General features: G+C 71.9%; 13 protein-coding genes. 5 read left to right on the top strand and 8 right to left on the bottom strand.

Going from position 1 to position 14,752, the window contains the following annotated elements; genetic code table 11:
* Both ABFC67_RS03940 and ABFC67_RS03935 read left to right on the top strand, forming a co-directional pair.
* On the top strand, positions 1-195 hold a 195-nt coding region (locus ABFC67_RS03940), incomplete at its 5' end, for a hypothetical protein (RefSeq protein ID WP_346736743.1).
* Positions 195-686 (top strand): TPM domain-containing protein, encoded by a 492-nt coding sequence (locus tag ABFC67_RS03935; RefSeq protein WP_346736742.1) that lies wholly within the window; start codon positions 195-197, stop codon positions 684-686. The genes ABFC67_RS03940 and ABFC67_RS03935, both read left to right, overlap by 1 nt.
* Positions 687-790: 104 nt before the next feature.
* Here the strand turns inward: ABFC67_RS03935 and ABFC67_RS03930 are convergent, their stop codons facing one another.
* Positions 791-2,857 (bottom strand): thioredoxin domain-containing protein, encoded by a 2,067-nt coding sequence (locus tag ABFC67_RS03930; RefSeq protein ID WP_346736741.1) that lies wholly within the window; start codon positions 2,855-2,857, stop codon positions 791-793.
* Positions 2,858-3,015: 158 nt separating this feature from the next.
* Positions 3,016-5,040: a S9 family peptidase gene (locus ABFC67_RS03925; protein WP_346736740.1), complete on the bottom strand. Its 2,025-nt coding sequence runs from the start codon at positions 5,038-5,040 to the stop codon at positions 3,016-3,018.
* Between the two features lie 183 nt (positions 5,041-5,223).
* On the opposite strand from ABFC67_RS03925, the gene ABFC67_RS03920 reads away from it, so the two are divergent.
* A complete protein-coding gene (locus ABFC67_RS03920) occupies positions 5,224-6,417 on the top strand; it encodes a class I SAM-dependent rRNA methyltransferase (protein WP_346736744.1) in 1,194 nt (397 codons plus the stop codon).
* Between the two features lie 53 nt (positions 6,418-6,470).
* Positions 6,471-7,346, top strand: coding sequence for a prolipoprotein diacylglyceryl transferase (lgt, locus tag ABFC67_RS03915; RefSeq protein ID WP_346736739.1), 876 nt, complete (start codon positions 6,471-6,473; stop codon positions 7,344-7,346).
* A 16-nt stretch (positions 7,347-7,362) separates the two neighbouring features.
* Here lgt and ABFC67_RS03910 read toward each other — a convergent pair whose 3' ends face one another.
* From ABFC67_RS03910 to miaB, 6 genes are all read right to left on the bottom strand, one after another.
* Positions 7,363-8,358: a magnesium and cobalt transport protein CorA gene (locus ABFC67_RS03910; protein WP_346736737.1), complete on the bottom strand. Its 996-nt coding sequence runs from the start codon at positions 8,356-8,358 to the stop codon at positions 7,363-7,365.
* A 39-nt stretch (positions 8,359-8,397) separates the two neighbouring features.
* Positions 8,398-9,633, bottom strand: coding sequence for a DUF4105 domain-containing protein (locus ABFC67_RS03905; RefSeq protein WP_346736736.1), 1,236 nt, complete (start codon positions 9,631-9,633; stop codon positions 8,398-8,400).
* A gap of 4 nt (positions 9,634-9,637) precedes the next feature.
* Positions 9,638-10,483 (bottom strand): transporter associated domain-containing protein, encoded by an 846-nt coding sequence (locus tag ABFC67_RS03900; protein ID WP_346736735.1) that lies wholly within the window; start codon positions 10,481-10,483, stop codon positions 9,638-9,640.
* 220 nt (positions 10,484-10,703) lie between these two features.
* Positions 10,704-11,219 (bottom strand): rRNA maturation RNase YbeY, encoded by a 516-nt coding sequence (ybeY, locus tag ABFC67_RS03895; protein ID WP_346736734.1) that lies wholly within the window; start codon positions 11,217-11,219, stop codon positions 10,704-10,706.
* 31 nt (positions 11,220-11,250) lie between these two features.
* Entirely contained in the window at positions 11,251-12,285 is a 1,035-nt protein-coding gene (locus ABFC67_RS03890; RefSeq protein WP_346736733.1) for a PhoH family protein, read from the bottom strand.
* A complete protein-coding gene (gene miaB / locus ABFC67_RS03885; protein WP_346736732.1) occupies positions 12,282-13,625 on the bottom strand; it encodes a tRNA (N6-isopentenyl adenosine(37)-C2)-methylthiotransferase MiaB in 1,344 nt (447 codons plus the stop codon). Before miaB ends, ABFC67_RS03890 begins: the two co-directional genes overlap by 4 nt.
* A 128-nt stretch (positions 13,626-13,753) precedes the next feature.
* Between miaB and ABFC67_RS03880 the strand changes: the two genes are divergently transcribed.
* Positions 13,754-14,743: a lytic transglycosylase domain-containing protein gene (locus ABFC67_RS03880; protein ID WP_346736731.1), complete on the top strand. Its 990-nt coding sequence runs from the start codon at positions 13,754-13,756 to the stop codon at positions 14,741-14,743.
* Positions 14,744-14,752 lie beyond the last annotated feature (9 nt).

Below are 14,752 nucleotides of genomic sequence, written 5' to 3'. Positions count from 1 at the left end.
TTGGCCGGCCTCGCGATCGGCCTGGTGGTCGGCCTGCTGCCGGTCACCGGCGGCGGCATGTTCGCGCGCCGCGGCGGCTGGGGCGGCGGCTGGCCGGGCGGTTTTGGCGGCGGCGGCCGCGGCGGTTTCGGCGGTGGCGGATTTTCCGGCGGCGGCGGCATGACCGGCGGCGGCGGCGCGTCGGGGAGCTGGTGATGCGCACGCGCCTGCTGCGGCATCTGTTCGCGATGCCGGCGCGGCGGCGCTTCCCGGCCGCGGCGATGGACGCGATCCAGGCCGCGATCGCCGCCGGCGAAGCGCGCCACGGCGGCGAGGTGTGCTTCGCGCTGGAGGCGCGGCTGACCCTGGCGGAGCTGATCGCACAACGCACGCCGCGCCAGCGCGCCGAGCAGGCGTTCGCCCACCTGCGCGTGTGGGACACCGCGCAGCGCACCGGCGTGCTGCTGTACCTGCTGCTGGCCGATCACGCGATCGAGATCGTCGCCGACCGCGAGGTGGCACGGCACGTGCCGGCGGTCGCCTGGGAAGCGGTCTGCGCGGCGATGCGCGAGCGCTTCGCCGCCGACGACTGGGTCGGCGGCGCGCAGGCCGGCATCGCCGCCACCCACGACCTGCTGGCCGCGCACCTGCCGCCGCGCGCTGCGGGCGCGGCCGACGAACTGCCCGACCGGCCGGTGGTGCTGTAGGGCGGAGTCGCCGCGCGGCGGCGCTTCCGCCACGGCGGGTCACCGCGACTGGTGCGTGGCGGAAGCCGCTGCGCGGATTCCGCCCTACGAGGCTTGGGGTCCGGTCAGTCCCGCAGTGCGGTGAGCAGCGCCGCGGGCGAATCGATCGGCGCACGGCAGCTCAGGCCTTCGCACACATAGGCAACGCCGCCGGTTCGGGCGACGCGCGCGCCCAGCATGCCTGGCAGTGCGTCCGACGCTGCCGGTATCACGAAGACATCGGCGCGCGCCGGCGAGAGCGCGTACAGCGCGGCGCGCCACGCCTCGGCCTCGGCGGCTGTGCAGCGCACGATCACCTGCGCGCGCGGCGCCAGCGCATGGCGCAGCGCGCGCAGCAGGGTGGGGCAGGCGTCGGGGTGCTGCGCCAGCGGCGCGGCGGCGGCGCGCAGCGCGCGTTCGGCGGCGTCGAGGTAGCGCGTCTCGCCGAGCAGATGGCCGAGCGTCAGCAAGGCGTCGATGGCGACGGCGCTGCCGCTCGGCAGGCTGTCGTCGGTCCATGACTTGGGGCGCTGGATCAGCACCTCGGCGTCGTGCGCGGTGAACCAGAAGCCGCCGCGCGGGCGATCCTCGAAGCGCTCCAGCAGCGTGTCGGCCAGCGCGACCGCCCAGGCGAGATCGTGCGGTCGGAACGCGCATTGCAGCTGCGCCAGCAGCGCGTCGAGCAGGAAGGCATGGTCGTCGAGATAGGCGGGAAAACGCGCCGCGCCGCCGGCGTGGCAGGCGTACAGGCGGCCGTCAATCCAGGCGCCCGCGCGCAGCGTGTCGAGGATGCCGGCGGACGCCGCGGCCAGCGCCGCGGCGTCGTCGGGCAGCCAGCGCGCCGCGCGCGCCAACCCGGCGGCGAGCAGCGCGTTCCATGCGGTCAGCCGCTTGTCGTCGCGCAGCGGCGGCGTGCGCTGCGCGCGCGCGGCGAGCAGGCGCTCGCGCGCACGCTGCAGGCGCGCTTCGGCGGACGCGATGTCCAGGCCGAGCTCGGCGGCAACCTCGGCGGTGCCGCGCACCTGCTGCAGGTGCCAGGCGCGCTCCTCGAAGTTGGGCGGCCGGTCCAGCCCCCAGGCGCGCGCGGCGACGGCCCAGGCCTCGGCGTCGAGCAGCGCGCGCGCCTCGTCGCGCCGCCACAGGTAGTAGCGGCCTTCCTCGCCCTCGCTGTCGGCGTCGCGCGCGCTGGCGTAGCCGCCGTCGGCGAGGCGCAGGTCGGCCTGCAGCCACGCCGCGGTGCCGAGGCAGGCCGCGCGCATCGCCGCGTCGTTCCACAGGCGCGCCGCGCGCGCATACAGCGGCAGCAGCAGCGCGTTGTCGTACAGCATCTTCTCGAAGTGCGGGATCGCCCACGTCGCGTCGACGCAATAGCGGAAGAAGCCGCCCTGGAGGTGGTCGTACAGGCCGCCGGCGGCCATGCGCTCCAGGGTGCGCCGCGCCATCGCCGCGCAGTCCGCCGCGCCGACCTCGCCCTGCGCCGCGCCGAGCGGCGCGTCCGCCTCGTCCAGCAGCAGTTCGAGTTCGCCCGCGTGCGGGAACTTGGGCGCGCCGCGTCTGCCGCCGTGGTCGGGATCGTGGCGCGCGGCGATGCGCGCGAGCGCCGCGCGCAGCGGCGCGGCGTCCGGCCGTGCGCCCGGCGCGTCCTGGCCGATCGCGGCCAGCCACGTGCGCAGCTCGACGGCCTGTTCGCGCAGCGCGTCGCGCTGCCGGTCGAAGGCTTCGCGCAGCCACTGCAGCAATTGCGCGAAGCCGGGCATGCCGTAGCGCGGCTCGCGCGGGAAGTAGGTGCCGGCGAAGAACGGGGTGAGATCCTGCGGATCGAGGAACACGGTCAGTGGCCAGCCGCCGCCGCGCCCGGTCAGCGCCTGGTGGGCGAGCTGGTAGACGCGGTCGAGGTCGGGGCGCTCCTCGCGATCCACCTTGATGTTGACGAACCGAGCGTTCATCGCCGCCGCGGTCGCCGCGTCCTCGAAGCTTTCGTGCGCCATCACGTGGCACCAGTGGCAGGCGGCGTAGCCGACCGAGAGCAGGATCGGCGTGTCGGTGGCGCGCGCGTGCGCGAGCGCCGCGTCGCTCCACGGCCACCAGTCCACCGGGTTGTCGGCGTGCTGGCGCAGGTAGGGGCTGGTTTCGAGGGCGAGTCGGTTGGACATGCGGCGAGCCTAGCGCAACGCCGGCGGTTCGGGGCCGGACTCCCTGCGCAGGAAATTCCACCGGCACTGCGGCGCGCGGCTGCGCCCGCCCTGCTGCTTTGCGGAAACGCAAAAAAGCAGCGCCCGGCGCGGGGCCGGGCGCTGCGTGACGGCGAGGCTCAGTTCGCGACCGGCGCGCCGGGGCCGAGATACTTCAGCAGGAACTTCTCGGTGATCTCGTAGCGGTCGACGTTGTTCTGCTCCTTGAAGAAGCCGTGGCCTTCCTTGGGCCGGGTCATGTACTCGAACGGCTTGCCGGCCTTCTCGAGCGCGTCGCGCATCTCGCGCGCGTTCTGCACCGGCACGCGAGGGTCGTCCTCGCCGTGAACGATCAGCACCGGCACGTTGAACTTGTCGATGTGGTCCACCGCCGAGTTGGCGGCGATGTAGGCGGGATCGTCCATGCCCCATGCCTCGCGCAGGAAGTTGCGCCCGGCGCGCGAGCGGCGCGTGTCGCTGCGGTCGGCCTGCACGCGGATGTCGGAGACGCCGGCGATGGCGACCGCGCACTTCAGCGTGCCCTGCGGCGCATACACGGGCAGGAAATAGGCCGAGTAGCCGCCGTAGCTGGCGCCGTACACGCAAACCCTGGCCGGATCGCTGTAGCCCTGCGCCTCGGCCCACTTCAGCGCGTCCAGCATGTCCTGCATCATGCCGGTGCCCATCTGCAGCTTGCCGGCATCCTCGAAGTTCTTGCCGCGCCCGCCGGAGCCGCGGTAGTTGACCTGCACCACGGCGTAGCCGCGCGAGGCGAGGAACTGGGTTTCCATGTCGTCCCACGAGCCGATCGGCCACATGTGCTGGACGCCGATCGGGCCGCCGTGCGGCAGGACGATGGTCGGCAGGTTCTTCTCGACGCGGTGCGGCGGCAGGGTGATGAAACCGCCCAGCTCGGCGCCGCTGGAGGCCTTGAACCAGAACGGCCGGCGCTCGCCGAGCTGGTCGGCCTTGAGCCACGGCATGAGCTGGTACAGCGGCCGCAGCTTGCCGGTCGCGGTGTCGAACAGCGCGTAGGTGCCGGGGTCGCGGTCGCTGACCGCGCGCACCAGGATGGTCGAGCCGTCGCTGCTCATGTCGGCGAACGACACGAAGTGGTCCGGGAACGCCTCGTTGAGCGACTTCATGGCTGCCGCGTAGCGGCTGTCGTCGAGATAGGTGACGGTCGGCTTGCCGTCCAGCGCGATCGCGGCGAACGGGGCCTGGTGCGGCGGCGTCCAGGCGACGCTGGCGATGCTGACGCGCGGATCGGACGCCAGCACCCGGCGGCCGCTGCCGTCGAGGTTGCTGACGGTCAGCGCGTCGGCCCCGCCGGTCGGGTTGCCGAGCGCGTACAGGTGCTGCCCGTCGGGGCTGATCCCGCGCGGCTGGAAGCGCTTGCCGACCACCGCGGCGGGCAACTCGGTCCAGGGCTGGTCCGCGCCGGCGCGATAGTAGACGTGCTCGACGAAGTCGTTGTCTTCGCCGAAGGCATAGCGCGCGACGCCGTCGTGCACCAGGAAGTCGTAGCCGTCCCGGTCGATCGAGCCGATCTCCTTGACGCTGCCGCTGCGCGAGTCGATGTCGTAGATCAGCGTCTTGTTGGCCTGCGCGTCGGCGCCGCCGCGCGTCGGGAACGGATACACGGTCAGGTAGAAATGCCCGTTCGGCACGTCCGGCACGCCGCTGATCTGGCCGAAGCCGATCGGGATGCTGAGGATGGTGCGCATGGCGCTGATCGAGCTGCGCTTGCTCGGGCTGTACAGCAGGCGCTTGTCGGAACCGTCGATATTCACCGCGAGGATGTCGCCGGTTGCCGAGGGCGCTTCGGCGAAGCCCGTTTCCTTGCCGGTGGTCAGCACGAGCCGTTCGTTGTCGACCCAGGTGATGTCCAGCGGCAGGTAATCCGCATTCATCTTGAGGCGGCTGACCGGCTTGAGATCCGGCAGGTGCAGTACCGCCAGCGCGTAGCTGTTCTCGCCGTTCTCCTGCTCGTGTACCGACACCGCGAGATGCTGGCCGTCGGGCGACAGCGCGGGGCTGCCCAGCGTCGGGTGCCGGGCGAAGTCGGCATACGACGGCGCCGCCGCGTCGGCGGGCCGGGCGGCGAGCGTGGCGGCGAACAGGACGCCCGCAAGAGCGAAACGGGTGATGCGTGCAACGGACATGGAGCCCCCTCCATCGACGTGAACGCCCGAGTATGCCAGCCGGCCGTTCGGCGCGGCATGCGACTTTTTCCTAGGCGGCGCCGCGTGTTAGGTCGCCGGGCGCGGTGGCCGTCGTTGCCGGGACCGGCGCGGTCGTTTACCGTGCACGGTTTCCGCGCGTGGAACCCCGCCGTGTCCGAAGGCATCGCTTACCCGGCCCTGTACCTCAAGCGCGGCGAGGACGCACGCCTGCGCGCCGGGCACCTGTGGGTGTTCTCCAACGAGGTCGACGTGGCGCGCTCCCCGCTGTCCGGATTCGCGCCGGGCGAGCCTTGCGTGATCGTCGATGCGCGCGACAAGCCGCTCGGCGTCGGCTACGTCAACCCGAATTCGCTGATCTGCGCGCGCCTGGTCAATCGCGGCCTCGAGCACGCGCTGGACCGCTCGCTGCTGACGCACCGCATCAAGGTCGCGCTCGGCCTGCGCGAGCGCCTGTACGCCGAGCCGTACTACCGGCTGCTGTACGGCGAATCCGACGGCGTGCCCGGCCTGACGCTCGACCGCTTCGGCGAGGTGGTGGTCGCGCAGGCGACCACCGCCGGCATCGAGCGTCTGAAGCCGGAGGTCGAGGCGGCGGTGGACAAGGTGCTGAAGCCGGCCGCGCTGCTGTGGAAGAACGATGCCGCGATCCGCGCGCTGGAGGGGCTGCCCGCCTATGCCGACGTCGGTTTCGGCACGCCACCGGACGCGCTGACGGTGCGCGAGGGCGGGCTCGAATTCGCCGCGGACGCGACCGGTGGCCAGAAGACCGGCTGGTTCTACGACCAGCGCGCCAACCGCGACCGGCTCGCGCCGTTCGTCAAGGGCGCGCGCGTGCTGGACATGTTCAGCTACCTCGGCGCCTGGGGCCTGCGCGCGGCGGCGATGGGCGCGGCCGAGGTCGTGTGCGTGGATGCTTCGGCGCAGGCGGTCGCGGCGATCGCCGGCAATGCCCGCCGCAACGGGCTCGGCGACCGCGTGCGCGCGGAGCGCGCCGACGCGTTCGACTTTCTCAAGGCGCTGCGCGAGCGCCGCGAACACTTCGACGTGGTGATCCTCGACCCGCCGGCCTTCGTCAAGCGCAAGAAGGATCTCGCCGAAGGCCGGCTGGCCTACCGCCGGCTCAACGAGCTGGGCATGCAGGCGCTGGCGAAGGACGGCATCCTGGTCACCTGCTCGTGCTCGTACCATATGCCGCGGCCGCTGCTGCTGGACGGCGTGCAGCAGGCGGCGCGCCATCTCGACCGCCAGGTGCAGGCGCTGATGCAGCTGCAGCAGGCGCCGGACCATCCGGTGCATCCGGCGATTCCCGAGACCGATTACCTGAAGGGCTATCTCTGCCGCGTGCTGCCGGCGTGAGGGAACCCCGCTGACCTGGCGCGGTCCCAGCGCCGGCCCCACGAGTGCTCCGCATGACGCATCCGTTCTTCGTCGACATCGACCCGGTCGCCTTCCACCTCGGCCCGGTCGCCGTGCATTGGTACGGCCTGATGTACCTGCTCGGCTTCCTCGGCGCCTGGTGGCTGGGCGAGCGTCGCCGCCGCGCAGGGCGGCTGGCGGTCAGCAAGGACGCATTCGCCGATCTCGCGTTCTACGCGATGATGGGCGTGATCGTCGGCGGCCGCGTCGGTTACATGCTGTTCTACGTGTCGCCGGACTGGATCTGGCGCGATCCGCTGGCGCTGTTCCGCGTCTGGGACGGCGGCATGTCGTTCCACGGCGGCCTGCTCGGCGTGCTCGCCGCCGGCCTGTGGTGGTCGCGGCGCACCCGCGTGCCTTTCTTCGACGCGATCGACTTCGTCGCGCCGCTGGTGCCGATCGGGCTCGGCCTCGGCCGGCTCGGCAACTTCATCAATGGCGAGCTGTGGGGGCACGTCACCGGCAAGCCGTGGGGCATGATCTTCCCGCACGCGCTGCAGCTCGATCCGCGTTTCCAGGACATGGACGTGGCGCAGTTGAAGGCGCTGTACGCGAGCGGAGCGCTGGACGCCTTCGCGCGGCATCCCTCGCAGCTCTACGAATTCGCGCTGGAGGGCGTGGTGATGTTCGCCGCGCTGTGGCTGTTCTCGCGCAAGCCGCGGCGTCGTTTCGCGGTGTCGGGCCTGTTCGCGCTGCTGTACGGCTGCTTCCGCTTCGCGGTCGAGTTCGTGCGCGAGCCGGACGTGCAGCTCGGCTACCTGCTGGACACGCACTGGCTGACCATGGGCCAGGTGCTGTCGCTGCCGCTGATCGCGATCGGCCTGTTCCTGCTGTGGCTGTCGCGCCGCCAGCCGGCGCCGGCGGCGTGATTCCGGCGCGCGCCGCCTACAGCCACTTCGCGCGCTTGAGCACCGAATAGAGGCCGCCGCAGATGACCGCGGTGAGCAGGATCATGCCGGGGTAGGCCCACGGCTTGTCCAGCTCGGGCATGTGGTGGAAGTTCATGCCGTACCAGCTCGCCAGCAGCGTCGGCGCGGCCAGCAGCGCGGCCCAGCCGGCCAGCTTCTTGACCACCTCGTTCTGGCCGACCGTGACCAGCGACAGGTTGATCGTCATCGCCGCCGAGAGCATCTCGCGCATCGTGCCAATCGCCTCGTTGACGCGGAACACGTGGTCGTAGACGTCGCGGAAGTAGACCCGCACCTCGTCGCGCACCAGGTGCGGATACAGGCGCACCAGCTGGCTGAGGATGTCCTGCAACGGCGCCACCGCCAGGCGCAGCGTGACCAGCTCGCGCTGCATCTCGTACAGGCGCCTGATCGTCTCGCGCTTGAAGGTCTCGGCGAAGATGTCGTGCTCGAGTTCCTGCAGCTCTTCCTTGAAGTCGCGCACGATCGGCAGGAAGTTGTCGACGATGAAGTCGAGCACGGCGTACAGGCCGTAGCTGGGGCCGTACGCCAGTAGTTCCGGGCTCTGCTCGCAGCTGCGCCGCGCCGGCGCGTAGCTGAGCGAGGCGCCGTGGCGCACCGTCACCAGGTAGCGCGGGCCGACGAACACGTGGGTCTCGCCGAAGGCGAGGCTGCCGCCGACCAGTTGCGCGGTCTGCGCGACGATGAACAGCGAGTCGCCGTAGACCTCGATCTTGGGGCGCTGGTGCGCGTTCTGCGCGTCCTCGACGGCGAGGTCGTGCAGGCCGAATTCCTCCTGCAGCTTTGCCAGCAGCGCCGCGTCCGGCTCGTGCAGGCCGACCCAGACGAAGGTGTCGGGCTGCTCGAGGACGTCGCTGATCTCGTCCAGGGTGATGTCGCGCAGGCGCTGGCCGCTGCGGCTGTAGGCGACGCAGTTGATGACCATGCGTGCGGCGGCGCCGGTGTCGTTCATGCGGTCATCATGCCCGCCGCCGCCGGGCGCGGCAATCGTTCAGCGGTGGCGCCAGAGGCCGTAGGCGAGCGCGAGGTTCAGCGCCAGGCCGAGCTCGATCCACGCCAGGTTCTGCTGCACGAACCAGGGCAGGATCTTGGCGAACAGCGCGAAACCCGCCGTCAGCAAGAGCAGTGCGGCGAGCGCGCGCGCGAAGCGGCCGCTGCGCGCGTCGGCGCGGGCGAGCCGCAGCAGCGCGGGTACCAGCAGCAGCGCCAGCGGGCTGAACAGCAGCAGGTTCTCGTTGGCCCAGGCGTAGCGGTGCGCGGTGGCCGTCCACAGCAGGGCCATGAACAGTCCGGCCAGGCCGGCGGCGAGCGCGTACAGCGCGCCGCCCCAGGCGAACGCCAGGCGCGCGGCGTGCCGGCGCGGCGCGTGGTGGCCGGCCCAGGCGAGACCGCTGCCCAGCAGCAGCGCGGCCAACAGGAACGGCAGGCGCAGGTCAGGCGGCAGGCCCGGCGGCGCCGGCAGGCGGCCGGCGTCGAGTTGCGCCTCGTGCGCTACCAGCGGCTGCGTGCCACCGCGGCCGTCGGGCAGCTGCACCTCGCGCAGCACGCGCATCAGCACCATCGGCACGAAGCTCTCGTCCCAGTACGACAGCCGGCGATCCGCGGCCGGCCCGAGCCCGAGGTCGACCAGCAGCATCAGCGCCGGCTGCGCGGCGAGCAGGCGGTCGGTGTGCATGCGGTAGGTGAAGCCGTGCGAAGGCGCCTGGGTCTGGCGGCGGATCGCGCCGCCGAGCGCGCGGTCGAGCGCATCGCGCACGCGCGTGGTGCAGTTGTCGGTGAAGTAGTCGTAGCGGTACTGGGTGTGCGCCGGTTGCACGTTCCACAGCAGGAAGTCGCGCAGCGCGGCGCGCTGCGGCGGGGTCAGCGCCAGCGTCTGGCGCGTCACCCGGCGACCCTCGGTCGCGTAGTAGGCCGCGTCCTCGGCCGCAGGCACGGCGTCCATGCGGTAGATCATGTAGCCGCGCGCGAAGTTGAGCAGGAAGTCGCGCTGCTCGAAGTCGAACACGCCGTAGTTGAACGCGACCGCCTCGCCGCCGACGGTGTCGCGCACCTCGATGGCGTCGTGGCCGAAGCGCTCCCAGTAGATCGTGCCCGGCCCGTAGGTGACCAGCGCGATTTCCAGCGCCTCGCCCGGCGCGTCGGCGATGCCGGCGCGCGCCGGCGACGCCGGCGCCAGCAGCGCGCAGGCGAGCAGCAGCGCAGCCAGCCGCCGCAGCGCGCGCGTCATGCGCTCACGCTGCATGCTGCGGCAGCACGCGGAACTGGTGCACGCGGCGGTCGTCCGCCTGGGTGACGTGGAAGCGGAATCCGGCCAGCGCGGCCTCCTCGCCGGATTCCGGCAGGTGGCCGACGGCGGCGGTGACCAGGCCGCCGACGGTGTCGAATTCCTCGTCGGAGTACGCGGTGCCGAAGCGCTCGTTGAAGTCGGCGATCGGGGTCAGCGCGCTGACCAGGAAGGCGCCGTCGGGCAGGGGCTGGATCAGCGTCGGCGCTTCCTCGTCGTCGTGCTCGTCGTCGATCTCGCCGACGATCTGCTCGAGCACGTCCTCGATGGTGATCAGGCCGGCGACGCCACCGTACTCGTCGACCACGATCGCCATGTGGTTGCGGCTGTCGCGGAACTCGGCGAGCAGCACGTTCAGGCGCATCGACTCGGGGATCATCACCGCCGGGCGCAGCAGCGCGCGCACGTCGCAGTCGTGGTCGTGGCCGAAGTGCTTCAGCAGGTCCTTGGCGAGCAGGATGCCGAGGATCTCGTCCTTGTCCTCGCCGTGCACGGGAAAGCGCGAATGGCCGGACTCGGTGACGATCGCCAGGATGTCGGTCAGCGGCGCGTCGGCCGGGATCATCACCATCTGCGAGCGCGCGACCATCACGTCGCCGACGCTGAGGTCGGTCACCCGGATGGCGCCTTCGGCCATCGCCAGGCTGTCGTCGGAGAGCAGGCCGTTGGCCCGGGCGGCGCGCAGTTCCTCGAGCAACTCCTCGCGGTTGCGCGGCTCGCCGGAAAGCATGTGGCCCAGACGGTCCCACCATGATCGGTGCGCCGGGCCGGTGGTACTCGGATCCTCGTTCATGCAGCGAAAGCGACACGACCCCTGTCGGGGCGGGCTGGCGAGTCTAACCGAAAACCGCGGACGGTACCCGGCGGGCGGCGGCTGCGGCTGCGGTCGTCAGGTGCAAGCCATTGATTGAAAAAGCCGTACTCGCCGACTCGGCCGCGCAGGGGGAGGGCCGGCGAAGCCGTGTCCGCCGGCCCGGAAGAGGTGCGTGACCCGACCGCGAGCCGCGGCCGGCTCAGCGCGGCGCGTAGGGATCGGCGATGCCCAACCCGGCCAGGATGCGCCGCTCCAGCGCTTCCATGCGGCCGGCGTCGGCGGGGCGCTCGTGGTCGTAGCCCAGCAGGTGCAGGGTGCCGTGCACGGCGAGGTGCGCCCAGTGGTGGACGAGCGGCTTGCCCTGTTCGGCGGCCTCGCGGGCGACCACCGGCGCGCAGATCACCAGGTCGCCCAGCAGCGGCAGGTTCACGCCGGCCGGCAGCTCGGCGGGGAAGGACAGCACGTTGGTGGCGTAGTCGCGGCCGCGGTAGCGGCGGTTCAGCGCGCGGCCCTCGGCGGCGCCGACGATGCGCAGGTCGACCGCCGCCGGCCGCCGCCGGCGCGCGCCGCGCAGCGCCGCCTCGACCCAGCGCCGCAGGCTGAGCGGCGCCGGCAGTCCGCGACGGGGCAGGGCGTAGCCCACTTGCACGACAACGGGACTCGGGGCCCGCGGCCCGGAGCCCGGAAGAGCGGACGGCGTGCGCTTGCGTGGCATGGCGGAGGCGTGGGGATGGGCGGACGGCGCGTCAGTCCGCATGGCCCTGTTTTTCCCGGGTCCCGAGTCCCGCGTCCCGAGTCCCGGACTCCGCGGTCCCGTTCTCCTCGAACGCCTCGTACGCGCGCACGATCTTCGCCACCAGCGGGTGGCGCACCACGTCCTTCGAGGTGAAGAAGGTGGCGCTGATGCCGTCGACACCGCGCAGCACCTCCAGCGCGTGGCGCAGGCCGGAGCGCACGTTGCGCGGCAGGTCGACCTGGGTGACGTCGCCGGTGATCACCGCCACCGAGCCGAAGCCGATGCGGGTCAGGAACATCTTCATCTGCTCGACGGTGGTGTTCTGCGCCTCGTCGAGGATCACGAACGAATCGTTCAGCGTGCGCCCGCGCATGTAGGCCAGCGGCGCGATCTCGATCACGTTGCGCTCGATCAGCTTGGCCACCTTCTCGAAGCCGAGCATTTCGTACAGCGCGTCGTACAGCGGACGCAGGTAGGGGTCGACCTTCTGGCTGAGGTCGCCGGGCAGGAAGCCGAGCTTCTCGCCGGCCTCGACCGCCGGGCGCACCAGGATCAGGCGCTGCGCGCGGCCGGCGGTCAGCGCCTCCACCGCGCTGGCCACGGCGAGATAGGTCTTGCCGGTGCCGGCCGGGCCGACGCCGAAGTTGATGTCGTGGGTGGCGATCGCGTGCAGGTAGCGCGCCTGGTTGGGGCCGCGGCCCTTGATCACGCCGCGCTTGACCCTGATCGCCACCTCCTGCGCGCCTTCCGCCGCGTCGGCCTGGATGGCGTCGATGCCGGATTCGGCGAGGTAGAGGTTGATCTTGTGGCCTTCCAGCGTTTCGCGCGCGGTGGCGGCGTAGAGGTCGCGCAGCACCTTGGCCGCGGCCTTCACCGCAGGCTCCTCGCCGATCACGCGGAACAGGTTGCCGCGGTTGTTGATCTCGACGCCCAGGCGCAGCTCGACCTGGCGCAGGTGCTCGTCGAACGGCCCGCACAGGTTGGCGAGGCGCTCCACGTCCTCGGGTTCGAGGGCGAGGTCGCGCTGGGTAAGGACGTCGGTCACGCCGCCGCCTCGTCGGCCTGGCGCACGCGGCCGCGCAGCGAATTGGACATCGCCGCGGTGATCACCACGTCGACGAACTGGCCGACCAGGCGTGCGTGCCCGGCGAAATTGACGTAGCGCATGTTCTCGGTGCGCCCGGTCATCTCGTCCGGGTTCTTCCTGCTGGGACCCTCGACCAGCACGCGCTGCACGCTGCCGACCATCGCCTCGCTGATGCGCCGCGCGTTGGCGTTGAGCGCTTCCTGCAGGCGCGTCAGGCGCGCGTGCTTGACCGCGTCGGGCGTGTCGTCGGCGAGCTTGGCCGCCGGCGTGCCGGGGCGCTTCGAGAAAATGAAGGAGAAGCTCTGGTCGAAGCCGACGTCCTCGATCAGCTTCATGGTCTGCTCGAAATCGTGGTCGGTCTCGCCGGGGAAGCCGACGATGAAGTCCGAGCTGACCGAGATGTCCGGGCGCACCGCGCGCAGCTTGCGGATGCGCTGCTTGTATTCCAGCGTGGTGTAGCCGCGCTTCATCGCGGCGAGCACGCGGTCGGAGCCGGCCTGCACCGGCAGGTGCAGGTAGTTGGCCAGCTTGGGCACGTCGCGGTAGGCGGCGATCAGGCAGTCGCTGAATTCGACCGGGTGCGAGGTGGTGAAGCGGATGCGGCCGATGCCGTCGAGCTGCGCGATCGCGTGGATCAGCAGGGCGAGGTCGGCGGTGCCGCCGTCGTGCATCGGCCCGCGGTAGGCGTTGACGTTCTGGCCCAGCAGGTTCACTTCCTTGACGCCCTGCTCGGCGAGCGTGGCGACCTCGGCCAGCACGTCGTCGAACGGGCGGCTGATCTCCTCGCCGCGGGTGTACGGCACCACGCAGTAGGAGCAGTACTTCGAGCAGCCTTCCATGATCGAGACGAACGCGGTCGGACCCTCGGCGCGCGGCTCGGGCAGGCGGTCGAACTTCTCGATCTCGGGGAAGCTGATGTCGACCTGCGGGCGACCGCTGGCGCGGTGGGCATCGATCATCTGCGGCAGGCGGTGCAGGGTCTGCGGGCCGAACACCAGGTCGACGAACGGCGCGCGCTTGACGATGCCCTCGCCCTCCTGGCTGGCCACGCAGCCGCCCACGCCGATCACCACCGGCTTGTCCCCCGCCTTCAGGTGCTTCCAGCGGCCGAGCTGGCTGAACACCTTTTCCTGCGCCTTCTCGCGGATCGCGCAGGTGTTGATCAGGATGACGTCGGCCTCGGCCTCGTTGTCGGTCAGCTCGAGGCCGTGCGCCGCCTTCAGCACGTCCGCCATCTTGGCGGAGTCGTACTCGTTCATCTGGCAGCCGTGGGTCTTGATGAACAGTTTGCCGGACATGGAAAGGAACGGAATGGGCGGCGAACCGCGTACTTTACGCCGTGGGGTGGGCGCTCGCCAGCGCGCAGCCGCCAGCGTGAACGGCGTCGCTTGGCAGGGCGTGGCGGGCAGCGCACACTGCGCCCGCCATGCACACCGCCGTCCGCAAGGGGGAAAGCGGCGGCCGCGAAGGCCGACCGTTGCCGTCGTCCCGCCGCGCGCGCCTCGCGCGCGGCCTGCTGGGGTGCGCGCTGCTGGCGGGCGGCTGGGGCCTGCCCGCGCACGCCGGCGGGCTGTACCGCTGCAGCGGCCCGCAGGGCGAGACCGTGTTCGCCAGCCGTCCGGACGGCTATAGCGACTGCCGCCGCGTGGCCGGCGAAAGCGGCAGCGCCGCCCCCGCCGCGCCGTCGCGCGGGCGCTGGCAGTACCGCGAACAGCCGGCAAAACCCCCTGCCGCCGTCGCGGGGCCGCCCGCCGCCGCGCCCGCGGCCAAGCCGGCCGCGGCGTCCGCGGACCGGCCGCGGGTGCTCAGCGGCGCGGTCTACCGGGTCACCCGCGCCGACGGCAGCGTCGAGTACACCAACATCGGCGCGCACGCGCGCGGCGGCGAGGTCAAGGTGCTGTTCACCTATATCGCCACCTGCGTCGCCTGCGACGTGCATTCGACCATCGACTGGGCGCACACCCCGCTGCGCCTGACCGCCTACCGCGACGAGGTCGCCCGCGCCGCCGCGGGTTCGGGCGTGGACGCGGCGCTGCTGCGCGCGGTGATCCATGCGGAGTCGGCGTTCAATCCCTACGCGGTGTCGCGCAAGGGCGCGCAGGGCCTGATGCAGTTGATGCCGGACACGGCCGCCGATCTCGGCGTGGCCGACGCGTTCGACGCCGGCCAGAACATTCGCGGCGGCGCGCAGTACCTGGCGCAATTGCTGAAGAGCTTCCACGGCGACGAGCGGCTCGCCGCGGCGGCCTACAACGCCGGCGCGGCGGCGGTGCGCAAGTACGGCGGCGTGCCGCCGTACGACGAGACGCGGGTGTACGTGCAGCGCGTCGCCCAGCTCGCGCAGCGCTACCGCGCGGCGACGGCCGGCGACGGCGCGGGCACGGCAGGGCAGGCGCGGGCGCCGGCGTTGCCCTGAACCGTTCGC

Origin of the sequence: Mizugakiibacter sp. (assembly GCF_039680435.1) — a bacterium.
Classification (GTDB): Bacteria; Pseudomonadota; Gammaproteobacteria; order Xanthomonadales; family Rhodanobacteraceae; genus Mizugakiibacter.
The sequence above is the reverse complement of the archived record's forward strand: the minus strand, read 5'-3'. Positions and strand labels throughout refer to the sequence as shown.